The sequence below is a fragment of the Schaalia cardiffensis genome, assembly GCF_016405145.1.
GTDB lineage: Bacteria > Actinomycetota > Actinomycetes > Actinomycetales > Actinomycetaceae > Pauljensenia > Pauljensenia cardiffensis.
Genome location: NZ_JAEKIA010000013.1, coordinates 22787 through 46211 on the forward strand (window position 1 = coordinate 22787; position 23425 = coordinate 46211).

The window sequence follows — 23425 nt, forward strand, 5'->3', positions numbered from 1 at the left end:
CAGTCATGACGTGTGTCTTCGTATCCGGAGGGTGTGGGCCTCGAAGGCTATGCACTCTCATCGGGGGTGCGTGTGGGCTTTTCCCCCGTCTTAAAGGGATCGTTAACGAGTTGTCGACCTTCGACCTCGTCATCTTCACCAAGTTTCCACGGCACGATGGTGAGGATGACGCCGGGCACAGTCAACAGGGCATGCCGGAGTCGTTCCTGCATCTGATTGTGCATGGCGTTCTCCCACCAGTGGTGCACGAGGACTCGCGGCATGTAGACGACGAGCATTTCCCTTGGGCTTTGGTGGCGCAGTCCTCGAATGTATTGGAGGACGACATGCGTCAGATCACGATAGGGGCTCGACAGGAGCGTCAGCGGGAGCGGAACAGCGGATTGCTCCCAATCCTCGCGGATGCGCCGCTCTTCTTCTTCATCGGCGACGACCGAGACGAGTTCAAGGGCGGAAGGATGCGAAGAGCGCGCCGCCGCGATCGCCCTCATCGAAGCCTTCGACAGACTCGACACGAGGACGAGGGCTCGAACCCTGGTCGGCAGGGCGCGTTTCTCAGACCAGTCCTCAACGTGCAGTTGTTTGCGGACTGTGTCGTAGTGGCGGCGGATTCCCAGCTGTACGAGGAAGGTAAGAGCGATCATGATGAGAGTGATCCACGCGCCGTGGGTGAACTTCGTCATCAAGACGATCAGCAGCACCAGGCTCGTCATCATGAAGCCGATGACGTTCACAGCCCGAGAGCGCAGCACCCGGCCTCGTTCCGAACCGTTCTGGCGCGTGCGCAGCTGCCGGTTCCAATGACGGATCATGCCGAACTGGGACAGTGTGAAGGAGATGAACACTCCGACCACGTACAGCTCGATGAGCCTGGTCGTTTCAGCCTCGAAAGCGACGATGAGGATGATTGCCGCGAGGGCGAGGACGAGGATGCCGTTCGAGTAGGAGAGGCGGTCGCCGCGTTTGTAGAGCTGACGGGGCAAGAAGGAATCTCTCGAAAGCACGGAGGCGAGGGTCGGAAAGCCATTGAAAGCGGTATTCGCGGCGAGCACGAGGATGAGGCCCGTCACTGCCGTGATGAGGAGGAAGAGGATCGACCCATTGCCGAAGACCGCAGCGGCAAGTTGGCCGATCACCGGTTGAATATACGTCTTCGCATCGACTGCGGCCCCGTTCAAGGTGAGCTGGAGGGCCGGGTTCTCAACGATCTTCACGCCGGTCGCTCGAGCGAGCAGGAGGATCGAGAGCATCATCGTCACCGCAATCGCACCAAGGATCGCAAGGGTGGTTGCGGCATTCTTCGACTTCGGGCGTTTGAACATGGGAACGCCATTCGAAATGGCTTCAACACCGGTCAGGGCCGCGCAGCCCGAAGAGAAGGCCCGCATCAGGAGGAATACCCCGCCCAAGCCGATAAGTCCCTCGGCATGATCCGGCGTTGCTGTGAGTTCGTATTGCGCTGTTGGCGCCTGCCCGAGGGTCCCGGTGAAAAACTCGATGAGGCCGACGAGGATCATCAGCAGGATTGAACAGATGTAGATGTAGGTCGGAATCGCGAAAGCGCCACCAGCGTCTTTCGTTCCCCGAAGATTCACGAGCGCGAGGAGAACGACCAGGCTGACGGCGATGATGAGCTTGTGCCCGTGAAGGGCGGGAAGCGCGGTCGTGATGTAGGCGGCGCCCGAGGAGATGGAGACCGCGACAGTGAGGATGTAGTCCACGAGGAGCGCGGATGCGACGAAGAGGCCCCAGTTCCGGCCCAGGTTCTTCGTCACGACCTCGTAGTCGCCGCCTCCCGAGGGGTAGGCGCGGACCGTCTGACGGTAGGACATGACGACCACCGCGAGGACGAGAGCCACGAAAACCCCGACCCACAGGGACTGCATCACAGCGAGAGATCCTGCGAGGGCGAGGGTCAGGAGAATCTCGTCAGGCGCGTAGGCGACGGACGAGAGGGCATCGGAGGCGAAGATCGGCAGCGCGATCCTCTTGGGCAAGAGCTGATGCCCCATCGCATCCGACCTCAGGGGTCGGCCGAGGAGCATCCGCTTCGCTCTGGCGAAGACGTTGGACAACACTCGCTAAGACTAATCCGCCCCATGGGCATTACGAGGCCAAGAGGTCCTCTTTCCATCGTGCAACTCGTCAAAAAAGGCATCGGGGAAGGGCTTGGGCGCATGAGGCGAGCACTTTCCAAGCAAGTGAAGGGGGGTCCCAGTGACATCTGGCGGAAGCCCCAAAGCCACAGCGAAGAGCCTTAGTACATCGCGTGAGAGCTCTCCAAAGCCACAGCGAAGGGCCTTAGCGCATCGCGCGGGGGCCTGCATGCTGGAGTCGAAGCGAAGAGACGAGTAGCGTTAACGCGTGCACTTCGTGATTATGGGATGCGGACGCGTCGGTTCACTCATCGCCACAGCCCTCGACGCCGATGGCCATTCCGTCGCCGTCATCGACATGGACCCCAAGGCCTTTTCACGCCTGCCCGCGAACTTCTCCGGCCGCAGGGTCACCGGTTTTGGAATGGACCGCGGTGCTTTGAAACAGGCGGGCATCAAGGATGCCTACGCCTTTGCGGCGGTGTCGAGCGGTGATAACTCGAATGTCATTGCGGCTCGTATCGCCCAAGAGGTCTTCCACGTCGAACACGTCGTCGCCAGGATCTACGATCCGCAGCGCGCCTTCGTCTACGAGCGTCTGGGCATCCCGACGGTTGCCACGGTGAAGCGCACCGCCGAGTCCGTGATGCGGCGCATGCTGCCCCCCGATGCCTCAGTCATCTGGACTCATCCGACCGGCGAAGTGTCCCTCGTGACCGCCACCCCGGAAGAATCTTGGTACGGCATGGCCTTCCCCATTGTCGAAGAACTCACCGGGGAGCGCATCGCCTTCGTCTCCCGTCTGGGAACGATCATCCCGGCGAGACCTGATCTTGTAATCCAAGAACACGATCAGCTCTATTTCGCGGTTGCGGGCAACAACTCGACTCGCCTGCGCGACATCCTCACCAACGAACCGAACTTCCAGGACTGACATGAAGATCGTCATCGCAGGAGCCGGCTCCGTCGGCCGCTCCGTCGCCCTCGAACTGCTCGATCACGGCCACGAATGCACCCTCATCGATAATCAGCCGGACAAGCTGCGCGTCGCCTCCGTCGCCGACGCCGATTGGGTCCTCGCCGATGCGTGTTCTCCCGATGCCCTCGCAGATGCTGGGCTCGCTCAGGCCGATGTCATGGTCGCCGCAACCGGTGACGACAAAGCGAACCTCGTGATCTCCCTCCTGGCGAAAACCGAGTTCGCAGTCCCACGCGTCGTCGCCCGCCTTAACAACCCGAAGAACGAGTGGCTCTTCGACGCCTCATGGGGCGTGGACGTGTCCGTGTCGACGCCGCGCATCATGACTGCCCTCGTGGACGAGGCGGTCTCCGTCGGCATTCCGGTGCGTCTCTTCTCTTTCAACTCCGCTGAAGTCTCAATGTATGCGATCGTCCTCCCAGAAGAGTCGCCGCTTGTGGGCCGTCGGATTGTCGAAGTCGACCTCCCGCCACGTACAGTCCTCACGTCGCTTCTGCGTTCGGGACGCCCGATCACGCCTTCCGACGACGACATTTTCGAAGCGGAAGATGAGCTTTTGCTGCTGATCTCTGATCTGGAGAAGAACGCGCTCGACACTTTGACCCGTCTGGTCGAGGTGCCCGAGCCTGAGGTGAATGAGGAAGCCGAAGAGCAAGCCTGAGATCGCCGTCTTTTTCTTCGGAGCGACGCTCCGCTTGTCGCAGGGCTTCTCGCTCTGCTGTCGCACGCTCCTCGCCCGGTTATCGCACGCTTCTCGCCCTGCAAGAGGTCGACAGTGCCCTCAAGAAAACGCGAGGCCCTCAAGAAAACACGAGCCTTTCACCCCGCCCGGCGCGAAGGCTCCTTACTCCCCTGCTTCATCCTGTGCTTCATTCCCCTGATTCACGAGCTGCCCGAAAGGACGAAGCCCCAACCAGCTCAACCACGCGGCGAGTGCGAAGAGAGGAACACCGAGGATCAGTTTCGCAACTCCAAGTTGGGCGACCTGGCCCATCCACCACAAGGGCACCTCTACCGCGAGACGGAACGCGAAAACCCCGGCCCATAGCCAGCTCAGCCACACGCATCTCCTCGCCAAAGGCTTAAACCGCTCGAAGCGCCACCACCCCTTCGGCAGCGCCCAAAAAGCGCCAACACCGATCGAAACGAAAGGACGTCCGACCAGGATCGTAAGGAGGACCCCGAGGAAGAAAGAGGCGGAAATGATGAGCCCGAAAGCGTAGAAGTTCTCCCCTTTTCCGCTCGCAAGCGCCCACAGCGCACCAATACCGACACCGAAGAACCCGGAAATCGCCTGGGAGATTGATTGACGTTGAAGGAGACGCGCCGCCAATGCGATCAGGGCCGTCCCCGCAGAAAGAATGCTCGTGAGCATTACGTCCCGGGTCACCACGAAGCAGACGACGAAAACGAGGCCGGGAAGGATCGACTCTATGAAGCCTCGCCACCCTCCCACGGCCTCTTGCCAGGAGAAAGACTCCTCATCAAGCTGCCGGGCCCATTGGGGTGGACGAGATGTGGGGAACTCCTTGTGGTTCACGTATTCTCCACGATGATCCGATACAGGGGATTGAAGATCACCAGATGGTCCCCTTGCATTCCAGCTGTGCCCTCGACCTCGATATGTTCTCCGACATGAAGGCCAGGAATGGAGCGGCGCCCAGGCCAACGCAACTCGATCGAAGCGGTCCCGTCGTACAAGGTGGCGACAAGGACCCTCTCGCCAACCTGTGAAGGGAAAGTCATCGACAGAAGCGAACCGAAAAGGGTGACCCGTTCGCGGTCGCGGACATCGCAGATTGCGATCGTTCCGCGCCGCTTACGTGTCTGCTCCTCATCGCGAGCTTCGTCACGCTGTCGCGTGTCGGTATTCAAGCGCTCCAACAGGGCGAAGAAAGCTCTCGTGATACGGAAGCTGCGCTCCTCAGACACGAGGGGCCTCCACCTGCTCATTCGGCATATGAATGGGGAGCAAGTCAAGACGGGCGCGCGGCTTGGAATCACGGACAATGACAATCCGATCAAGGATTCTCTCGATCTGCGCCCCGGCCTCGGGACTTTGAGCGGCGGGCCCGAGGATGTCGATCCTCGAGAACCAACGGTCACCCTCGCGGCCGATGATGCGCATCCGACTGCTCGCCTTGCGCCCATCGGGGAGCTTCACGGGGATATCCGCGTAGATCTCAGTCCCGTAGCGGCCCTCGACCTCGCGCACCTGAGCCTTATCCGCTCTCAGCCCTTCGAGGATCTGCGAACGAAGCTCGTCCCACACCCCACCTGAGCGGGGGGCCGCAGCCGCTGAAATCTGAAGCCCGGAGTCACCGAGCACGAGGAGGACGCGCAGGACCGAGGTGCCGTCATCGGCGACCTGGGTGCGCATCTGCATCCCCCTGACCGCGGGAAGAAGGATCGAGCCCATGTCGATGTATCCGACGGAGGTATCGACCTCCTCCGGGCTGCGAGGCCCGGGAACGCTCCAGATCTCAGCGTCCTCATTCACACGAGGAAGTCGCTGCGGCTCTTCCTCTTGCGGTGCGGCAGCGGGTTCGGCCCTCTTCTTGCGTCCGAACATCACTGGCGCCTCAGCCCTCGCATTCAGTGCACACCGGGAGTCCGGATGCGTCAACGTAGGCGAGCTGAGAGGCGTGGTGAACGAGGAAACAATGCGAGCAGGTGAACTCATCCTCCTGCTTCGGGACGACGTGGACCGTCAGCTCTTCCTTCGAAAGGTCGGCACCGGGCAGCTCGAAATTCTCAGCGGCCTCAGTTTCGTCTTCTTCGATCTCGGCTGACCCGGCATCATTACGTCGAGACTTCAGTTCCTCGATCGAGTCCTCCGTGACGTCGTCGTCATTCTTACGCGGTGCGTCGTAGTCGGTGGCCATTATCGTCCCCTTCCAACGGGCGGGAGCCATGCGAGCATGACTCCGGATGGTGTCTCGGCGGTCGGAGGATAACACTCCGAGAAGACGAGCGCCATTATTCAATCTCACGGCGCGCCGTCGCGCACGCGCCACCTGCTCTTGAGACGATGCGCTCGGAGTACTGCGAGGAGGAACCCATGATCGAGCTTGAACTGCTCGGAATCGGCGCTGATGGTGAAACCCTGGTGTTCACCGACCCCGAGGGCGAGCGTTACAGCGTGCAGATCACCGATGAACTTCGCGGCTCCATCCGCAGGGACCGCCCACGGATTGAAGCCGCCCCAGATCCGGCACGTCAGACCCTGCGTCCCCGCGACATTCAAGCCCTCCTCAGAGCCGGTGCGACCCCAGAAGAGATCGCCGCCCGTCACGGCCTTGATATTCCTTCGATCATCCGGTACGAGGCACCCGTCCAGGCGGAGAAGGACTATGCGCTCCAACGAGCCCTCGCCTCCACGATCGGTCCAGAAGCTGATGGCCCGAAGATGGGAGACCTCGTCCTCGATCGTTTGGCAGCCCGAGGAGTGAATCCGAACAGTCTCCAATGGTCTGCCCAGCGTGAAGCGAACGGGCCCTGGCAGATCTGTCTGTCCTTCATTCAGGGCGCCGCCGAGCATGGCGCTCATTGGCTCCTGCCCTCTTCGGGGACCCTTGAGGCCGTTGATCGAGAAGCCCAATGGCTCACCGAAACAGTGTCAACCACTCCCGCAGCCTCCATCTTCACCCCGCTTCCCCCAAGTGGAAGCTCAAGCACCGACCACGCCGACCTTGAAGAAGTCCGCCAACGCGAGGCGATCATCGATCAACTCAACGCGGCCCGCGGCAAGCGTCAGGACATCGAATATGAACTCGACGAGGACGAGGCTGCGGCCCTCGCCGAACTAGGACTCGAACAGCCAGCCCCGCAGCCCTCCTCCATTTCCGCCAGGATCTACTCTCTTGCGCAGGCGCGGACGAAAGAAGAACCTGAGGACAAGGCTCGGGCTTCGGAAGAATCTGCAGACTCCCAGGAGTCGCCCAGTGGGGAGATTCCGCTTCCGCTTGTGAACACCGAGTCCTCAACGGATCCGGCATCACGAAAGGCTGCTGCTTCTTCGACGCAGCCTTCGTGTTCCTCGACTCCTTCGAAGAACACGACCTCCGCGTGGCTCACCGCTTCAATTCCCTCGAAACGCGCCGAAGAGGCTGCGAATGGGAGTGGAGCCGGAGGCGAGCAGGAGGCCTCCCTGCCAGGTCTCGAGTCGCTCCCCGCGAAGACAACGGAGAAGAAGTCCAAGTCGCGGCGTCGTTCCGTTCCGAGCTGGGACGAGATCGTTTTCGGCGCGAAGCCCCAGTAAGAAAGAGTTCTGAGTGGGTAAGAAAGGGCTCTGAGTGAATCTTTTGAGAAGGCACCGCTGATCCTCTTGTGAGAAGCCCCCACTGTGCACGCACAGGCAACAAACTGAGCACGCACAGGCAACGAGCGAAACGCAAGCGCCCAGGACGCTGAGGCGCGTCCAGACATCTCAGGACACTTGCAGAACCGGGATCCTCATCTCGGCGCTCGTCAAGGACCCGTGAACCCCTGGCATCTCACGCATTCTTTGCGGCTGCGTCCTCGAATCGACAACGCCACCGCGCCCACTCATGAAGACAACAGCATCACCGATCTGCGCCAAACCCGGGCCCTGGCCCATCACAGCCCCGGCTTCTTCGGAAGAAAGTACCCACGCGGATTCACCCAAAACCTCAGCCCAACGCCTACGCACCGCCTCGGCTGAGCCAGGCTTAGCGTGAACATGAACCGCCCGAGTCTCACCGGCGATGAGCCTCACGCCCTCGGCGAGCGCTCCATCCTCAGCGAGATCACGAATCTGGGAATGATCAATATCGACCATCCCATGGTCAGCCGTAAGAATCGAACACACGCCCGCGGGCATTCGTCGAAAAAGCGCGCCCAAGCCCTCATCGAAAAGTTCAAGAGCCTCGGTCCACTGCCACGAATCCACGCCATGCGCGTGACCGGCATGATCAACGTCGGACCAGTAGAGGTACACGACCCTCGTCCCAGCGCGAAGCTCACGAAGAGCCGCATCGCAACGCTCCTGCCAACTCATCGCCCCGTGGTGGCGGGCACCGCGAAGGGCAGCCCGAGTCAAACCAGAAGAAGCGAACGCATGAGGCGAGATGACGACCGATTCAACACCCACGCCTTTCAGGCCCTCGAAAAAGCTCGGGCACTCCTGCCACGCCTCAGGATCCGGGCCGCCCTCGAAAGCGAGGAGGTTCATCACGTGATCGCCCTGCGCCACCGAATAGCCGACCATACGGGTCGCCCCCGGTTCGCGTCCCGTCCCGAAAGCCGTGATCGCAGCCGCAGTCGTCGAAGGCGCAATCGTGTGGATCGACAAGATCTCTTCGCGAAAGGAGCGCAAGGTCGGCGCGTGGCCGAGATTCTCCATCAGGGGCAGGAAACCCAGGCCGTCAACGAGGATGAAGAGGAGTTGTTCACCGCCCTTTTCGAGACCGAGGGCGTCGCGTGCGCCAAGTGAAGCACCAGGTAGGGTCTCATCAATGCAAGCGAGTCCCGCAGCGAACACATCCGTGATCCGTGGATCCTTGTGCGTGGGCAGATCCGCCCACGCGGGAACGTTCAAACGCACACTCAGATCTGAGGCGCTCATTTGCTCCTCCTCAACACCGAGGAGAGGACTTCCACGAAACGCTCAGCCTCCTCGAGGGCCTCCGCCCCATCAGCCGCAGCCGAGATGCGCATCGTCAGATCGTCAGGGAAGGAGGTCGCCGAATAGCCGTGGTCCGCAAGGCAATTCGGGTCTTCGCAGTGAGCGGGCTCAATCTCGAGACGGCGAGCGCCCTGCACATCAACAGTCAGCGTGAGTTCTTTGATCGCGCCCCCAGTCTCAGGATCCGCGAGGAGCTCCAAAGTCGCGACGGAGCCAAGGCGCGACAGGGGGTGGATTGAGGTGGCGACACCTGCTCCCCCGTCCTCAAGTTCGTCGACGTGAATCTGGATGAAAGCCGAGGGACTGACGACTGCACAGGTCAGATGGCGGAACATTGAACCCCGGTCGAAGTCCGCGTCCAGACGCAGAACCTGAGCGAGAGGCGCCTCGCCGCCCAGGGCGCGCCGCAACGCAGCTTCAACGATCCTTGGGTAAAAGCCCGCTTGATTGATCCGTTCCCACGTATTCACCCCCTTATTGTGCCCGCGGGCGGCGTGGGAGTCGAAAACGCCCCACCTGCACGGTGGATAATGCCGAGCATGCCGAAGAAGGATCTGAGCGAACTCCTAGCCGAACAGGATGAGAACATCTTAGAAATTGACGTATCCGAGGAGATGCGGGGCTCCTTCCTCGAATACGCGGTCTCCGTGATCTACGCGCGTGCACTTCCCGACGCCCGAGATGGTTTGAAGCCCGTTCAACGCCGCATCCTCTACCAGATGGATCAAATGGGCCTGCGTCCCGACAAAGGCCATGTGAAGTCCCAGCGCGTCGTCGGCGAAGTCATGGGTAAACTCCACCCGCACGGCGACTCGGCAATCTACGAAGCTCTCGTTCGCCTCGCCCAGCCCTTCAACCTGCGCCTACCCCTCGTCGACGGCCACGGCAACTTCGGCTCCCTCGATGACGGCCCCGCAGCCGCGCGCTACACGGAGGCACGAATGGCGCCCGCCGCCCTCGACCTCGTTGCGGGACTGGATGAGGACACCGTCGACTTCGTCCCGAACTACGACAACCAGTTCATGCAGCCCGAAGTCCTGCCCGCAGCCTTCCCGCAACTCCTCGTCAATGGAGCTTCGGGCATCGCCGTGGGGATGGCGACGAACGTCGCCCCGCACAACCTCGCTGAGACGATCGCCGCCTCAATCCACCTCATCGAACACCCCGAAGCCTCCGTCACCGACCTCATGCGCTTCGTCCCCGGCCCTGATCTTCCCGAGGGCGGCGTCATCGTCGGCCTTGAGGGGATCAAAGACGCTTACGAGACCGGTCGCGGCGCCTTCAAAACCCGGGCGAAAGTGTCGATCGAACGCGTGACGGCCCGCAAAATGGGGCTCATCGTCACGGAATTGCCCTACATGGTCGGCCCGGAGAAGGTCATCGAGAAGATCAAGGAGAACGTCAACTCTGGGCGTCTCAAAGGCATCTCCTCGGTCCAAAACCTCACAGATCGGATTCATGGGCTTCGCCTCGTCATCGAGGTGAAGAACGGTTTCAACCCCGAGGCTGTCCTTCAGCAGCTCTACGCTCGCACGCCTTTGGAGGACTCCTTCTCGATCAACGCCGTCGCCCTCGTCGAGGGTCAGCCGCGCACCTTGGGACTCAAGGACATGCTGCAGGTCTTCATCGACCATCGCATCAATGTGACGACCCGCCGCTGCCGTTTCCGTTTGGGCAAGGCCCAGGATCGTCTGCACCTGGTCGAGGGTCTTCTCATCGCTGTTCTCGACATTGATGATGTCATCGCGATCATCCGCTCTTCAGACGATGCCGAAACGGCCAGAGCGCGTCTCATGACCGCTTTCGACCTGTCGGAGATCCAGGCGAACCACATTCTCGAGTTGAGGCTGCGTCGCCTCACGAAGTTCTCCCGGATCGAGCTTGAGGCAGAGCGCGACGAACTCGCCGGGCGCATCGCAGAGCTTGAGAAGATCCTCGCCGATTCGAGTCTGCTCAAGTCCCTCGTCGTCAAGGAGTTGCGTGAGGTGTCGGCGCGTCTGGGCACGCCTCGGCGCACGCTGCTCTTGTCTTCCCCGGGCGCTGAGGCTCTGCCCGAGCAGGGTTGCGCAGCCTTGGCGGCGGCCCTACCCTCGGTCTCACGCTCGGGCAAGGGAATGGAACTGCAGATTCCCGACACCCCCTGCATCGTCGTCCTCAGTTGCGCCGGTGGTCTTGCCCGAGTCGAAGGCGCCGATCCTCTTGAACCCGGTCCGCGCGCCCACCAGGACGGGTGGGTCGCGCAACTGTCTTCGACATCGCGTTCACAGGTTGCGGTCGTCACACAAGACGGGGTTGCCCACCGCATCGATGTCGTCGATCTGCCTGCGATCCCCCGTTTCGATACGGGCCTGTCCTTGGCCGCCGCGACACCGGCTTCGATGCTGGTGCATTCTGATTCTCCCGCTATCGGCCTGCTAGATCCCGATTCGGAGACCGTGTACGCGATGGGAACCGCCCACGGTACGGTCAAGCGTTTGAAGCCCGATGCGCTTGCCCGCGACGAGTGGGAGGTCATTGCCTTGGAGGATGGGGATCGCCTCGTCGGCTTCGCGCCGAGTACGGATTCTTCCGATCTGGTGTTCATCTCCTCTGATGCCCAGCTTCTGCGCACGCCGGCGAACAAGGTTCGCCCACAGGGGCGCACCGCTTCAGGCATGGTGGGCATGAAACTGTCGCCCGGCGCTGAGGTCATCGGTTTTTGGGTGGTCGACGCGATTGATGATGCTGTGGTCGTCACGGTCGCAGCGGCGCAGGGCGCTCTGCCGGGAACCGGGCAGACGACGGCGAAGGTCACACCTTTCTCCCTCTACCCGTCGAAGGGCAGGGGCGGTCGGGGCGTCCGCGTGCAGCGATTCCTGCGCGGCGAGGATCGGCTCGACATCGCATGGGTGGGCTCGCGCCCAGCTCGCGCCGCATCCGCGGATGGCTCTCCTGTAGATCTTCCCTCAGAGGACGAGCGCCGCGACGCCTCCGGCTCCCCCATCGTCTTCACCATCGCAGCTTTGGGCTGAGGGGTGTCGTCCGTTCGCGGAGACTAGATCTCCATGGCGTACAGGCGGGACTGCCCGACTGTCGTGAACCCCAGGTAGTCATATACGGCGAGGGCGCCCGAGTGGTTCGCCGACCCGAGGCTCACCTCGTGGGCGAAACCCAGGGACGCCACCGGGCTGAAGCACCGTGCCCGCCTCGGCTGGAAAACCCCTTCGGCAACGCGTCGCTGACTGATCGCACCGAGCGGCGAGCGCGAAAGGGCGGGCGCGCAAAGGGGGCGGGGCGACCGATCACGGCCCACCCCACCCCCTCACTGGGGATGTTTCAGCCCCGCAGGTTCTTGCTCACCGCCAAGATGGCGGCCACCTCCTCCTTCGTGGGCGAGTACGCGCCCTCGTGGTAGACCGTGATCCCCGAGGTGATGATCCCCCGGTGGATGGCGGGCATCAGGTCGGCCCAGCGCGCCTCGCGCAGTCGCTGCTTCGCCTCCGCGCTACCCAACAGGTCCGCATCGACCAAGCCGGAGATGAGGCCCGCCATGAGCGAGTCCCCCGCCCCGACGGTGTCGACCAGTTCCACGTCTAGGGGATCCACGACCAGCATGTCGCGCTCGGCAGCGGTCTTGATGTACACCCCCCAGGGGCCCCGCGTGCACAGCACTAGGGCGGGTCCGGCCTGGCTCCACTCGCGGATGATCTCCTCGACCGGACGGCCCGGGTAAAGCCACTCGAGGTCCTCGTCGGACGCCTTGACGACGTCGGACAGGGCGACGATGGCCTCGATCTGGGGGCGCACCTCGTCGGGGGTGCCCAGCAGAGCCGGGCGGATGTTCGGGTCGTAGGAGACCGTTCCGTGGATGGCCTGCCGCTTGACGGCGGCGAGCACCTTCGCGCCCCCGGGTTGGAACGTCGCCGCGTAGGACCCGGTGTGCATGTGGCCGACGCCGTCCTGGTTGGGGATGACCGGCACGTCCCACAAGACGTCGAACTCGTAGGCGGCGCGCGCCTTCTCGTCGATTGTCGCGTGGGCAACCGTCGTGAACTCGGCGCCGTCGGAGCCCTCGACCAGGGTGACGCCCGCCTCCTCGGCGTGGGCGCGGACCTTGTCGCCGCGCTCGTCGCGGCCGAACCACGTGGCCAGCTCGGACTCGTGGCCCAGGCGGGTCAGGCCCGCCGCCACGTTGAGCATCGAGCCGCCGACGACCTCGACGGGCGCGGTATTGGGACGGTTGATCTCATCAATGAGCGCTTCACCGATGTTGAGGATCCTAGTCATCGCTCAACCCCAGCTTCTCTTCCATTTCTTCCAGCGGAATGCCCTTGGTCTCGGGCATGACTTTCAGGACCCAGAGTAGCTGGCCGACCATGCACAGGAAGAAGATTCCGAAGGCGAAGCCGCCACCGAGGCTGTCGGTGAGGACGGGGAAGGCGTAGGTGGTGATGAAGGCGAAAGTCCAGTGCGTCAGGGAGCCCAGCGACTGGCCGCGCCCGCGCACGCGGTTGGGGAAGATCTCTGAGATGAACACCCAGATCACCGAGCCCTGGCCGAAGGCGTGGGATGCGATGAAGCCGAGCAGGCCGATGAGTACCAGCCACACGGCGGCGGCGCCGGTGACCGCGCCCGCCTCGTAGGCGAACATCATGCCCGCGAGGAAGCCCAGGGACACCAGGTACCCGATGGAGCCGACGATCATGAGTTGGCGGCGGCCGAGCTTGTCGATGACGGTCAGGGCCGCCATCGTCGCAATGAGGTTCATGAGGCCGACGACCACGGAGGCGATGTAGGGGAAGGCCGCGCCGAAGATCGCCTCGCCGCCGGCGAGCCTCATGACCTTGGGGGCTTAGTAGAGGATCGCGTTGATGCCGGAAAGCTGGTTGAACATCGCGATGCAGAAGGCCATGAGAATGACCTTGCGGTAGCGGCGCGTGAAGAAGGGGACGTGCCCGGCGGCGCGGTCCTCGGCCAGCTGGTCGGCGATCTCCTTCATCTGCTCCTCGGACTCCTCCGCGGAGTTCGTCAGGCGGGCGGAGATCTCGCGCGCCTGGTCCTCGCGCCTGTGGGCGAAAAGCCAGCGCGGCGTTTCGGGGACGGACATGAGGAAGATCAGGAAGAGGACTGCGGGCACGGCCATGACGCCGAGCATCCACCGCCACGCGGTTTCCTCGTGGACAATCTCGCGGATGATCGCGTTGGAGGCGTAGGCTAGGAGGATACCGAAGACGATGTTGAACTGGACGAGGCCGACCAGGCGCCCTCGCACTCGCGCGGGGGCGATCTCCGCGGTGTAGATGGGGGCGACGACCGAGGACATGCCCACGCCGATGCCGCCCAAAAAGCGGAAGACCATGAAGAAGGTGATCGGGAAGGCTGAGGAAGCCGTCATCGAGCCGTCCGCAGCGGAGATCAGGGTGGGCGTCGGGGCCAACGCAGTGGCGAGCGCGCCGACGCCGAAGAAGACGCCGATGCAGAAGAGGATCGGCTTGCGCCCATGGCGGTCGGCGAGGCGGCCCGCGATGATCGCTCCGAAGATCGTGCCGATCGTGGCGATGGCGACGATCATGCCCTCTCCGACGGAGGAAAGCGCGTAGAGTTCTTTGAGTTTCTCTTCGGCGCCTGAAATGACAGCGGTGTCAAAACCGAAGAGCAGTCCGCCCAGGGAGGCTACAATAGCGCTTCGAATGACAAGCGGCGAAGTCTTTGACTGCGATGTAGACGACGTGGTCATACATGTCTCCGTGTCGATTAGTGACGGGACGCGCGGGGACTCGCGCATCGAAATCCCCGTGAGAACATGGGCGATTCTTCTGTGATGGTAGACATACAACAAACACCGGCGCCTGTGACCTGACTCACCTTATCAACCAAATAGCAGCGCTATTGACCGGTTCCGCGCCGTTTATCCCAGAACATGAAGTGATTCACATAATGGTCGTTAGCGCTGTCAACGTCCACGAAGTGAGCAGATAAGGACCAAAGTCGCAAGTGGCGCCGGGCGAGGCCGCTCAGACGTCACGGGCGTACAAGCGGGTCTGCCCCACTGTGCGGAAACCCAAGTAGTCGTAAACGGCTAAGGCCCCCGAGTGGTTCGCCGACCCGAGGCCCGTCCCAATGCGGTCCATGCCGTCGCACGCCATCGCCCGCATCGAGGCGATGATGAGCGCATTGACCGCATGACTCGAACGAGCCTCCTCGAGCACCCCCATCTGGTCGATGTAGCCCTCACGCCACCCCAAAACCGCCCAATCCTGAACGTACTTCGACGCGAGAAGGAAACCGAGGAGACGAGGACGATCCCCCCGCCGGTCGACGGCAACGAAAGACCATTCGGGCACAAAAGCACTGCGCCCGCTCAACCACTGCTCCTGAGTGAGCGGAGGCCTGCCCCACTCCAACTCGGAAAGCCGATTCGAAGCCATGCGAGCAGGCTCTTCCCACTCCGGGCCCCACGGCTCGATCCTCAGATAACTCCCCAGATCAGGGGCGTTCGGAATGCGTGAAAGGTCCGCACGGAGCTCATAGTAGGTGCGGGCCCAATGAAACCCCCGCAGTTTCAACTGCTCTTCGAGATCCTCCTGCCCGACCTCGACCTGCATGGCGATCTGCGCGCGCCCAAGATCGGGGATCCTTGCGAGCATCTGCCTCGCAGTGGCCTCCTGCCACGCAACGAGGGAACCCCCCAGACCAATCCTGCGGAAAGAAGGATCAACGCCGCCTTGACACAGACATTCGACGATGCCCGGCTTGCGAAGCACCACCTGGCCGAAGGCAACCATGCGACCCTTCGCGATTCCGCGCGTCGCAAAACCCGCAAGCCCCCTCCATGTCCGATCTTCGGCGAGCATTTCAGCGACCTCGTCGGTGCTCGTCCGATAGGGAGGATTATCCTGAGCTTCCATTCGGGAAATGAGCGCCGCAAGCTTGTGCAGGTGCGCAGGCTCAAGAACCTCCCAGACGATGCCGTGGTGGCTCTCCGGCAAGCTCACCTGCGTGGGCGAAACAGTGTCGGGAGGACAAGCAGTGTCGACAGGAAGGGTTTCACCGCTGAGCGCGTCTGAATCAGTCATGGCGCACTCCCGTCCCTATTGGTCGATCGTGTAGAAGACTTCAGCGGGCCCATCAACGAAACCAAAACGCTCGTAGATCGCATGCGCATTCGAAGGGTTCTCCGTATCGACATCAAGTCCGATTCGTGACACCCCGCTCGCCGCAGCCGCCGACACCGTTGCCCCCAGGAGGGCCGTCGAAAGGCTATGTCCACGATGCTCAGCATCCACGCCCAACAGGTAGATATAGGCTTCCGTGCGACCGTTTGCGATCCACCGCTCCGCAGGCCTTCCCGTCAGACAGTAACCCGCAGGCCTTCCGTGCGGATCGAGGGCGACGAAGGACCAACGCGGATCGAGTTCCTCGGTCGCCTCGTCCCACCATATGCCCCGCAAGGAGGGACGGTAATGCTCGAGAAAAGCATCCATATGGACATGACGAACATCCGCTGTGGCAACCTCATCCCAGGGGACCACTGAATAGCCGTGTTTGGCTTTCAATGCCTTCTCGGAGCCTTCGAGCTCGCGATACATGATCTGGAAGGTGCGCTTCGCATAGAAGCCCGCCGCGATATAGAGGCGACGCCGATCCGTCATATGCGCATCGACGAAGTTATGGATCGAAGAGGGAATTTCACTGTCCGCGCCAAAAGCTTCAACGAGCATCTGACGTGCACGCCCGTCCTGCCAGTACAAGAGGGCGCGCCCCAGTCCTCGTCCTCGCCAATGAGGGTGAACGTAGGCGTTAACCACGGCGTTCGCACAGTCCGTGATTCTACGCAGCACGCGCACCGTTGCGACCGCGCAAATTCGATGTTCAGCATCAATGCCGACGAGGGCGTCGACCCAATCCGTGCCGCACCGGCCCTCAATCATGTCGGCGACCTCTGAGGCGGAGACGCGATGATGAGTGTCATCAGCGGCTTCCACCGTTCGGATCAGCTCGTAGACCGAGGGGGCGTCAGACGCGATGATCGAACGCCACCGCAGTCCAAGGTGAACGCCAGGGTGCGGAACTGAGGCCGGCGGCGTTAGTCGCTCAGCGAGTCCAGTCATGCTTCTAGTGTACTTTCGATCCGGGCCTAAAGTCTTACCCCGCCAATTCCGGGGGCGCACAAGCGGGTGAAAACCCAGATTTCAGGCGTCGATTCGATCGCGATCAAGACCAGAAGAGCCCTCAACGATGAACTCTTTACGAGGACCAACGGTAGATCCCATGAGAAGTTCAAACACTTCCTCAGCCTCACGCAAAGCCGCCTCATCGGCGAGGGTGATCCGCCGCAGAGAGCGGTGAGCGCGATCCATCGTCGTCTCCGCCAGCTGGTCCGCGTCCATTTCGCCCAGGCCCTTGTAGCGCTGGATCGGTTCCTTCCAGGTCCTCCCCTGTTTCCTCAGCTGCGCCAGCTTCGCATGGAGTTCCACCTCCGAGTAGGTGTAGACGAGCTCTCGGGGTTTTCTTCCGCGCGCGGACACGTCGATGCGATGCAAAGGGGGCACTGCCGCGTAAATTCGCCCAGCCTCGACCATGGGACGCATGTAGCGGAAGAACAGAGTGAGGAGCAGGGTGCGGATGTGCGCGCCGTCCACATCCGCGTCCGTCATGAGGATGACTTTGCCATAGCGCGCCTGCTCGATGTCGAAGGTTCTGCCCGATCCTGCGCCGATGACTTGAATAATGTTCGCGCACTCCGCGTTCGCAAGCATGTCCGCAGTCGAAGCCTTCTGGACATTGAGGATCTTGCCCCGAATCGGGAAGAGGGCCTGATATTGGCTGTTTCTCGCGGCCTTCGCGGTTCCCAGCGCGGAGTCGCCCTCGACGATGAAGAGTTCGGTCTTAGAAACGTCCTCCATGCGACAGTCGGCGAGTTTCGCGGGCAGTGAGGAAGTCTCGAGGGCGTTCTTCCTTCTTGAGATCTCCTTGTGGATGCGGGCCGAAACCCGGGCCTTCATCTCCCCGACGACCTTCTCCAGCAGTTGGGAGGTCTGATGCTTGTCATCGCGTTTCGAGGAGGAGAACTTCTTCTTCAGCCACTCCGAAACGACCCGGTTGACGACGGCACGCACCTGCGGGGTACCGAGAACTTCCTTCGTCTGTCCTTCGAACTGGGGCTCAGGGAATCGCACGGTCACAACAGCCGTCAAGCCCGCCTGAACATCTTCTTTCTCCGGGCGTCCGTCCTTCGCCGTCACTTTGAGTTTGCGAGAGTTCTTGTCGATCTGGGCGCGCAGGACCTTCAAGATCGCCTGTTCGAAGCCTGCGATATGGGTGCCGCCCTTCGGGGTTGCGATGATGTTGACGAAGGACTGGAGGGTCGTGTCGTAGCCGATCCCCCAGCGCAGGGCGCAGTCGACCTCGCACAGGCGCTCCACTTCAGTCGCGGCAAGGTGACCAGTCGCGGGGTCGAGGGCCTGCACGGTCTCTGTGAAAGTCCCAGATCCTTCAATGTGCCAGGTGTCCGTCACGGCTCCGTCTCCGGCGAGCCAGTTGACGAAGTCGACGACTCCTCCGTCGAAGCGGAAGGACTCGTGGAGGACCTCTTCTGCGCGTTCGTCCCAGCAATTGATCGTCAATCCGGGCACAAGGAAAGCAGTCTGGCGGGCGCGTGCGAGAAGGCTCTCCCAGGAAAAACCCTCAGTGGCGGGGAAGATCTGGAAGTCCGCCCAAAAGCGCACTCTGGTGCCGGTGGTGTTCTTCTTCACTTTGCCGACAGTCTTCAAACGGGAGGAGTCGGTGAAGGGGGTGAAGGGCGAGTTCGGGGTGCGCTGCTCGGAATCGTCGAATTCACCGGGCTCTCCGCGTCGGAAGCACATTTCCCAGGTTTTCGAGCCGCGGTCGACTTGCACGTCGAGGCGGGCGGAGAGGGCATTGACGACGGACGCTCCAACACCGTGGAGGCCGCCAGAAGAAGCGTAGGAGCCGCCGCCGAATTTGCCGCCCGCGTGGAGCTTCGTATAAACGACCTCCACGCCGGATAAGCCCACTCCCGGGACTTCGTCAACGGGGATTCCGCGGCCGTTGTCGGCCACTGATGCGGAGTGATCGGGGTGGAGGCGGACGTTGATCGTGTCGCAGTGTCCTTCCAGCGCTTCATCGACCGCGTTGTCGATGATTTCCCAGAGGCAGTGCATGAGGCCGCGGTGGTCCGTGGAACCGATGTACATGCCGGGGCGCTTACGCACCGCTTCGAGCCCCTCGAGGACGGAAAGGTGGCGCGCTGAGTAGTCAGAGGCTGGAGGAGTCACCCGCATATCCTAAGGAAGAGCCTGGGCATTTCCATCCAGGCGTGCCGAGATTCCCGAGGCCGAAGGCGAATCCCACGGCCCGCAGGGGTGTGTTCGAAGGCTGTGATCGCCCCCTTATCACGCCTTCGTCCCTGTTCTCTGCTCTGCGAGAGGCATCATCGGGACACGTGGCACCCTGGATAGTCTCCTGCGCTCGCGATCGGTTCCTGTGCTCGCGCCTGCGCCGCAGCCGCCACGGCCCGAAGCACCCTCCGAATTGCGCCCGCGGTGAACATCGGCTTGTGAATGCGCGCCGGGGCGCCCTCGTGGTGTCCAATGGAGACATGACAGCAACGACTCTTGAACGCCCGGCGTCCACCGAGGAAGCGATCCTCACCGCAGCCGACCGCTGTGATCAGTGTGGCGCTCGTGCACGCGTCCGCGTCACTCTCGCTTCCGGTGGCCGCCTCTTCTTCTGTGCCCACCACGGCTCCAAGCATCTCGCGCCAATCGCGTCAAAGGCGAGTGAAATCCTCGACGAACGCCATCTTCTCCTTGAGGACTAAGCGCCTCGAGTACTTTTCCATGATCTGAAAGGGGGCCTGTGGAGCTGAGAGTCCACAGGTCCCCTCTTTTCACCTCCGATTTCATGCCCGCAGCCCAGTCGGGCAAGTACCCTCGAAGCGGATGAGGAGCACCTAGGTGTTGTCATTCGCTCAGCTCAGTGGGGCAATTCCGGATTCGCTCGCGCCTCTCCCCCGCGCAGTGGAGCTAATGGGCGAGCCGCTGAGACACGACCCCCGTCACGCCATCGCGCATCGTCACGCCGTAGAGGGCATCTGCGATCTCCATCGTCCTCTTCTGATGCGTAATGACGATGAGCTGCGATTCCTCACGCAACTCCTGGAAGATCTTCAAAAGCCGCGAAAGATTCACATCATCAAGAGCGGCCTCGACCTCGTCCATGACATAGAAGGGCGAGGGACGGGCCTTGAAGATCGCGACGAGGAAAGCGATCGCCGCAAGGGAACGCTCACCACCCGATAGGAGGGACATGCGCTTGACCTTCTTTCCTGCTGGGCGCGCCTCGATCTCAACGCCCGTTTCGAGCATCGCATCAGGATCAGTGAGGATGAGCTCGCCCTTGCCGCCGGGGAAGAGCACATCGAACACGTGGGCGAATTGCGCGCGAGTGTCCTCAAAAGCGGACGCGAAAGCCTCCTCCACCAGTCGATCCACGTCGTCAATGATTCTCAGCAGATCCGCCTTCGACTCGCGAAGATCCCTCACCTGGCTCACGAGGAACTCGTGGCGCTTCGCCAGGGCGTCATGCTCCTCCAAAGCCAATGGATTGACCTTGCCGAGGCGCACAAGCTCCTTCGTCGCGGCCTCCAAAAGCTTCTCCTGCTCGGAGCGGACGAAGGGCGCTGCCCCCTCCTCGATTTCAGCATCCGGGTCATCCGGGAATCTTGGGACAAGATTATGAGGACCGAAGTCGGCGATAAGGGTATCAGTCTCTAAGGAGAGCTCCTCAAAAGCGCGGCGTTCACAGTCCTCGACCCGCAGTTGAAGCTGGGCGCGCGCAATCTCGTCCCTTTGCGAAGCTCCCGTGACATCTGCGAGGGCGAGGCGCGCCTCTTCCGCCTGGCGGCGCGCATCCGACAATGCCTGCGAGGTTTCACGCCGAGCATCCTCATCGATCAGGCGGGCCTGCTCAGCCTCTTCGAGGGCGCGGGCCGCCGCCTCAACGCCGAGCCGAGCCCCGGCTTCAACATTCACAGCTGCTTCGAGTGCGCGCACACGTCGAGCCTCGCGTTCAATGCGACGTCGACGCTCATCGCGCTCCGCAGCCGCCTGGGATCGAAGGGCACGGGCCTTCGATTGGGCCTGGCGTGATCTCTCTTCGATGGCGCGCAACTCGAGGCGGGCATTCGTCTCCGTTTCTCGGGCCGCCCGAGCCTTCGCCGAAGCATTCTCAGCGGCAGCCTTCGCGGCTTCAAGATCCTCACCGGGATCCTCACCGCTGCGCTCAGCTAGACGGGTTTGTGCGTCTTTGACCCTCTCGTCCGCCCATTCGACGTGTTCAGCAGCCTTCTTCGCCGTCGCCCGTGTGCGGGCCGCTTCAGCTTCGGCCGCTTGGACGGCTGATTTCAAACGAGCCTGTTCCTGTGCGATTTTCGCCTTGTGCCAGTCCTCGGCGCGAAGTGCCTTGAGTGCCTCGTTCGCGCCACGGATGGCTTCATCCAGTGAGGAGTTCGCCGCCTGAAGTTCAGCGTCGATGCGCGCCTCCTCCTCAACCGCGTGGCGCGCCCGATCCTTGGCGTCCTCAAGTTGCGCGCGCAGGGCCAGCAGGGAATCGCCCGGAGCTCCCGAGCCGATTACGGATTCTCTGCGCAGGATCGCACCGCTCGACGTGACCGCTGCTCGCACTCGTTCATCGTCAAGAGCGGCGAGCGCACCATCAAGGTCCTCGACGATAACCGCATGGTCGAGGAGGGCCGCGAGCGCCAAGCCGATCGGTCCTTTCGCTGTCGCGCACTCGCGCGCCCACTTCGCGCCCTTCGGGGCAGGGCCCCGGTCGTGCTCGCTACTGTGCGCAGATTCCTGTGTCGGGGTCTCCCCTGCGATGAGCATTCTCAACTGCCCGGAGCCGAGTCTTTCCGCATCGCGCACATGAGTGGCGGCCGCCTCCACGGACTCGACGAGGACCGCGTCTGCGAAAGGCGAGAGCAATGCGGCGATCGCGTTCTCCGCGCCGCGTTCGGCTTCGATGAATTCTTGTACAGCCCCGAAGCTGCCCTCGGCCTCAATGAGCCTGGAGGTGTCGTCATCTCTGACGAGGGATTGGGCGAGCGCGTCGCGTCGCGCCTCCCAGTGTGCTCTGTCTGCTCTAGCCTCGCGTTCTTTCGCTACAAGCGCGTCGACTGCGGCGCGGGCCTCATCGCGTTTCCTGGTCGCTCTAAGGTGCGTGTCAGCGGCTCCGCCCTGGGCCTCCTCCTCAAGTCGAGGTGCGCCAGCCAGGGCCTCACGGGCTTTTTCGAGGCGCTCATGTGCCTCTTCAAGGGCCTTGTGGGAACGTTCAGCTTCGGATTTGGCGGCCTCCGCGCGGGTTTTCGCACTCGCCACATCGCCGGTGAGTCTCGCCCTCATCTCCCGATGATCGGCGTGCACACGATTGACGCGTGCGAGTTCTGCCGAAGCTCTCATATCGGCGTCCTCGGCCTCGTCCTTTTCACGGATGACGGCCGTGAGTCGCATTTTCGCTCGTTCCACCGCTTCGAGGAGCTCGGCGTCCTCTTCTCCTGCCTTCTGGGCGCGCTGGTCGAGGACCTCGGGGTCTTCACCTTCGGGGGCAAGCTCGGGTTGGGAATGGTTGCGGACGCGCTCTTGGGCGGTCCGAAGGGTTCCGCGCAGACGCTCATGCAGTGCGGTGATCTCCTGCCATTGCCTATTCGCCTGTTCGAGGGCGGGAACGAGGGAGCGCTCATGGTCTTCGAGCTGTGTGATCTGCGCGCTGATGCGCTCGATGCGTTCCTCAATGGAGGCCCGGCGTCTTTTGAGGAGCTGTTCGGATTCGGATTGGGCGGCAAGACGCTCGTGTGCTGCGACGAGTTCGTCGGCGAGGAGGCGGGCTTTCGCGTCACGGACTCGGGCCTGGATGAGGGAGGCTTTGCGCGCGGTTCGGGCTTGTCGGGCCAGCGGGCCGAGTTGGCGTTGGATCTCCTGGGTGAGGTCGAGGACGCGCACGAGGTTGTGGTCCATGTCCGCGAGTTTGCGGAGCGCGCGTTCTTTTCGGCGCCGGTGTTTGAGGACTCCGGCGGCCTCTTCAATGAATCCGCGTCGTTCTTCCGGGCTTGCTTGGAGGATCGAGTCGAGCCTGCCCTGGCCGACGATGACGTGCATTTGACGACCCATGCCCGTGTCGGAGAGGAGTTCTTGAATGTCGAGGAGTCGAGCGGGAGCACCGTTGATCGCGTATTCGGAGCCGCCGCCGCGAAAGAGGGTCCTGGTGATCGTGACTTCCGTGTAGTCGATCGGCAGCACTCCGTCAGTGTTGTCGATCGTCAGATCCACTTGTGCGCGGCCGAGGGCGGGGCGTGCAGCTGTACCGGCGAAGATCACGTCTGACATGTTGGAGCCGCGCAGGCTCTTCGCACCTTGTTCACCCATGACCCACGCGAGGGCGTCCACGACATTCGACTTGCCCGAGCCATTGGGCCCGACGACGCAGGTGATCCCAGGTTCGAGGCGGAGTGTCGTTGCGCTCGCGAAGGACTTGAACCCGCGCAGGGACAAGGATTTGAGGTGCACATGGCCACATTACGCGAAATGGCGCCTCCCTTAGGTGCGGGCAGGCGCCTGTGTTCTTGTTGTGTTTGTTGAGGCGTGGCTTGTGCGAGGGTCACGCCCTTTCAGGATTGTCGCGGCGTTGACTGCGCTGCGCTCT

At 62.4% G+C, this 23425-nt stretch carries 18 protein-coding genes and 1 pseudogene; 5 read left to right on the forward strand and 14 right to left on the reverse strand.

Annotated elements, in window-relative coordinates; genetic code table 11:
* Positions 1 to 47: 47 nt before the first annotated feature.
* Entirely contained in the window at positions 48 to 2045 is a 1998-nt protein-coding gene (locus JFX23_RS07850; protein ID WP_131247248.1) for an APC family permease, read from the reverse strand.
* Positions 2046 to 2379: 334 nt separating this feature from the next.
* Between JFX23_RS07850 and JFX23_RS07855 the strand changes: the two genes are divergently transcribed.
* A complete protein-coding gene (locus tag JFX23_RS07855; protein WP_040313454.1) occupies positions 2380 to 3030 on the forward strand; it encodes a potassium channel family protein in 651 nt (216 codons plus the stop codon).
* Between the two features lies 1 nt (position 3031).
* The gene (locus JFX23_RS07860; RefSeq protein ID WP_005961504.1) at positions 3032 to 3736 is read left to right on the forward strand and encodes a potassium channel family protein; all 705 of its coding nucleotides are present in this window, start codon (positions 3032 to 3034) and stop codon (positions 3734 to 3736) included.
* 183 nt (positions 3737 to 3919) lie between these two features.
* On the opposite strand, the gene JFX23_RS07865 is transcribed toward JFX23_RS07860, so the two are convergent.
* From JFX23_RS07865 to JFX23_RS07880, 4 genes are read right to left on the reverse strand one after another with little or no spacing between them, the layout of a single operon-like run.
* Positions 3920 to 4615, reverse strand: coding sequence for a DUF3159 domain-containing protein (locus JFX23_RS07865; RefSeq protein ID WP_198776432.1), 696 nt, complete (start codon positions 4613 to 4615; stop codon positions 3920 to 3922).
* On the reverse strand, positions 4612 to 5028 hold the full coding sequence (locus JFX23_RS07870; RefSeq protein ID WP_005961506.1) for an OB-fold nucleic acid binding domain-containing protein: 417 nt from the start codon (positions 5026 to 5028) through the stop codon (positions 4612 to 4614). The genes JFX23_RS07865 and JFX23_RS07870 overlap by 4 nt, the downstream gene beginning before the upstream one ends.
* Positions 5000 to 5647 carry a DUF3710 domain-containing protein gene (locus tag JFX23_RS07875; RefSeq protein WP_198776433.1) on the reverse strand — a complete coding sequence of 216 codons (648 nt, stop codon included), beginning with the start codon at positions 5645 to 5647 and terminating at the stop codon, positions 5000 to 5002. Before JFX23_RS07875 ends, JFX23_RS07870 begins: the two co-directional genes overlap by 29 nt.
* Before the next feature lie 10 nt (positions 5648 to 5657).
* Positions 5658 to 5960, reverse strand: coding sequence for a DUF4193 domain-containing protein (locus JFX23_RS07880; protein ID WP_040313456.1), 303 nt, complete (start codon positions 5958 to 5960; stop codon positions 5658 to 5660).
* 176 nt (positions 5961 to 6136) lie between these two features.
* Between JFX23_RS07880 and sepH the strand changes: the two genes are divergently transcribed.
* Positions 6137 to 7336 (forward strand): septation protein SepH, encoded by a 1200-nt coding sequence (sepH, locus tag JFX23_RS07885; protein ID WP_198776434.1) that lies wholly within the window; start codon positions 6137 to 6139, stop codon positions 7334 to 7336.
* Positions 7337 to 7504: 168 nt separating this feature from the next.
* Here sepH and JFX23_RS07890 read toward each other — a convergent pair whose 3' ends face one another.
* Together JFX23_RS07890 and JFX23_RS07895 are read right to left on the reverse strand one after the other, a co-directional pair.
* On the reverse strand, positions 7505 to 8662 hold the full coding sequence (locus JFX23_RS07890; RefSeq protein ID WP_198776435.1) for an alkaline phosphatase family protein: 1158 nt from the start codon (positions 8660 to 8662) through the stop codon (positions 7505 to 7507).
* On the reverse strand, positions 8659 to 9192 hold the full coding sequence (locus tag JFX23_RS07895) for a DUF5998 family protein (protein WP_005961511.1): 534 nt from the start codon (positions 9190 to 9192) through the stop codon (positions 8659 to 8661). Before JFX23_RS07895 ends, JFX23_RS07890 begins: the two co-directional genes overlap by 4 nt.
* A gap of 69 nt (positions 9193 to 9261) precedes the next feature.
* Here JFX23_RS07895 and JFX23_RS07900 point away from each other — a divergent pair, with 69 nt between their 5' ends.
* Complete coding sequence (locus JFX23_RS07900) at positions 9262 to 11733, forward strand: DNA gyrase/topoisomerase IV subunit A (RefSeq protein WP_416153025.1); 2472 nt, start codon at positions 9262 to 9264, stop codon at positions 11731 to 11733.
* A gap of 23 nt (positions 11734 to 11756) precedes the next feature.
* Here JFX23_RS07900 and JFX23_RS09545 read toward each other — a convergent pair whose 3' ends face one another.
* The 6 genes and pseudogenes from JFX23_RS09545 to JFX23_RS07925 all read right to left on the reverse strand — a co-directional run bounded on the left by JFX23_RS09545 (position 11757) and on the right by JFX23_RS07925 (position 19005).
* Positions 11757 to 11885 carry a hypothetical protein gene (locus JFX23_RS09545; protein WP_268874450.1) on the reverse strand — a complete coding sequence of 43 codons (129 nt, stop codon included), beginning with the start codon at positions 11883 to 11885 and terminating at the stop codon, positions 11757 to 11759.
* 152 nt (positions 11886 to 12037) lie between these two features.
* The gene (locus tag JFX23_RS07905; protein ID WP_198776437.1) at positions 12038 to 12988 is read right to left on the reverse strand and encodes a PfkB family carbohydrate kinase; all 951 of its coding nucleotides are present in this window, start codon (positions 12986 to 12988) and stop codon (positions 12038 to 12040) included.
* Positions 12981 to 14438: pseudogene (locus tag JFX23_RS07910) on the reverse strand (sugar porter family MFS transporter). The gene JFX23_RS07905 and the pseudogene JFX23_RS07910 overlap by 8 nt, the downstream one beginning before the upstream one ends.
* A gap of 277 nt (positions 14439 to 14715) precedes the next feature.
* Complete coding sequence (locus JFX23_RS07915; RefSeq protein ID WP_233050692.1) at positions 14716 to 15777, reverse strand: N-acetyltransferase; 1062 nt, start codon at positions 15775 to 15777, stop codon at positions 14716 to 14718.
* Positions 15778 to 15792: 15 nt separating this feature from the next.
* On the reverse strand, positions 15793 to 16812 hold the full coding sequence (locus JFX23_RS07920) for a GNAT family N-acetyltransferase (RefSeq protein ID WP_233050693.1): 1020 nt from the start codon (positions 16810 to 16812) through the stop codon (positions 15793 to 15795).
* An 81-nt stretch (positions 16813 to 16893) separates the two neighbouring features.
* On the reverse strand, positions 16894 to 19005 hold the full coding sequence (locus JFX23_RS07925; RefSeq protein ID WP_198776438.1) for a DNA gyrase/topoisomerase IV subunit B: 2112 nt from the start codon (positions 19003 to 19005) through the stop codon (positions 16894 to 16896).
* Positions 19006 to 19322: 317 nt separating this feature from the next.
* On the opposite strand from JFX23_RS07925, the gene JFX23_RS07930 reads away from it, so the two are divergent.
* On the forward strand, positions 19323 to 19544 hold the full coding sequence (locus tag JFX23_RS07930; RefSeq protein WP_198776439.1) for a DUF7455 domain-containing protein: 222 nt from the start codon (positions 19323 to 19325) through the stop codon (positions 19542 to 19544).
* 205 nt (positions 19545 to 19749) lie between these two features.
* On the opposite strand, the gene smc is transcribed toward JFX23_RS07930, so the two are convergent.
* On the reverse strand, positions 19750 to 23289 hold the full coding sequence (gene smc, locus JFX23_RS07935; protein ID WP_198776440.1) for a chromosome segregation protein SMC: 3540 nt from the start codon (positions 23287 to 23289) through the stop codon (positions 19750 to 19752).
* Positions 23290 to 23425 lie beyond the last annotated feature (136 nt).

Excerpts from the sequence above, each read along its gene's own strand:
- JFX23_RS07850 (WP_131247248.1), bottom strand. The coding sequence starts at position 2,045 with ATGCTCCTCGGCCGACCCCTGAGGTCGGATGCGATGGGGCATCAGCTC.
- JFX23_RS07855 (WP_040313454.1), top strand. The coding sequence starts at position 2,380 with ATGGGATGCGGACGCGTCGGTTCACTCATCGCCACAGCCCTCGACGCC.
- JFX23_RS07860 (WP_005961504.1), top strand. The coding sequence starts at position 3,032 with ATGAAGATCGTCATCGCAGGAGCCGGCTCCGTCGGCCGCTCCGTCGCC.
- JFX23_RS07870 (WP_005961506.1), bottom strand. The coding sequence starts at position 5,028 with ATGAGCAGGTGGAGGCCCCTCGTGTCTGAGGAGCGCAGCTTCCGTATC.
- JFX23_RS07875 (WP_198776433.1), bottom strand. The coding sequence starts at position 5,647 with ATGTTCGGACGCAAGAAGAGGGCCGAACCCGCTGCCGCACCGCAAGAG.
- JFX23_RS07880 (WP_040313456.1), bottom strand. The coding sequence starts at position 5,960 with ATGGCCACCGACTACGACGCACCGCGTAAGAATGACGACGACGTCACG.
- sepH (WP_198776434.1), top strand. The coding sequence starts at position 6,137 with ATGATCGAGCTTGAACTGCTCGGAATCGGCGCTGATGGTGAAACCCTG.
- JFX23_RS07890 (WP_198776435.1), bottom strand. The coding sequence starts at position 8,662 with ATGAGCGCCTCAGATCTGAGTGTGCGTTTGAACGTTCCCGCGTGGGCG.
- JFX23_RS07900 (WP_416153025.1), top strand. The coding sequence starts at position 9,262 with ATGCCGAAGAAGGATCTGAGCGAACTCCTAGCCGAACAGGATGAGAAC.
- JFX23_RS07905 (WP_198776437.1), bottom strand. The coding sequence starts at position 12,988 with ATGACTAGGATCCTCAACATCGGTGAAGCGCTCATTGATGAGATCAAC.
- JFX23_RS07915 (WP_233050692.1), bottom strand. The coding sequence starts at position 15,777 with ATGACTGATTCAGACGCGCTCAGCGGTGAAACCCTTCCTGTCGACACT.
- JFX23_RS07920 (WP_233050693.1), bottom strand. The coding sequence starts at position 16,812 with ATGACTGGACTCGCTGAGCGACTAACGCCGCCGGCCTCAGTTCCGCAC.
- JFX23_RS07925 (WP_198776438.1), bottom strand. The coding sequence starts at position 19,005 with ATGCGGGTGACTCCTCCAGCCTCTGACTACTCAGCGCGCCACCTTTCC.
- JFX23_RS07930 (WP_198776439.1), top strand. The coding sequence starts at position 19,323 with ATGACAGCAACGACTCTTGAACGCCCGGCGTCCACCGAGGAAGCGATC.